The organism is Bradyrhizobium yuanmingense, assembly GCF_029167105.1.
Classification (GTDB): domain Bacteria; phylum Pseudomonadota; class Alphaproteobacteria; order Rhizobiales; family Xanthobacteraceae; genus Bradyrhizobium; species Bradyrhizobium yuanmingense_A.
Genome location: NZ_JARFML010000139.1, coordinates 1 through 408, shown reverse-complemented (window position 1 = coordinate 408; position 408 = coordinate 1). Strand labels below are relative to the sequence as shown.

Below are 408 nucleotides of genomic sequence, written 5' to 3'. Positions count from 1 at the left end.
ATATAGCACACATAACCCCTAAAGGTAAAGCCGTTAGCATAGCAATCAATGAAATATAAAAAGTTCCCCAAAAAAGCGATAGCGCCCCAAAAACACCTTGTTTACTCGTGCCATCTGCATTCATAAAAGCTGCATCAGCTGCCCACTGACTTGAGAATAAAAAGGTAACAACGCTTTCTTTTTGAAAGAATTTTAAAGCTTCAATTAAAATTGTAAGCATGATAGCAAAACTTACTATCACGCTTACAAAAGCACATAAAAAAAGTGCAAATTTGATTATTTTTTCTTTTAACAAAGTTTTTCCTTAAAAAACTTTTCCAGCTTTTACAAGCTCATCATTTAAAATTTTTCTATCTTCTACGTGTTTTTGAGAAGCTTTTAATTTATCATCACTTAAAGGAACAAGTC

Annotated in this window: 1 pseudogene; it reads right to left on the bottom strand. The window is 31.9% G+C overall.

Going from position 1 to position 408, the window contains the following annotated elements:
* A pseudogene (locus P0R31_RS40825) lies at window positions 1-295 on the bottom strand (phosphate ABC transporter permease subunit PstC); the annotation flags it as partial.
* Between the last annotated feature and the right edge of the window lie 113 nt (window positions 296-408).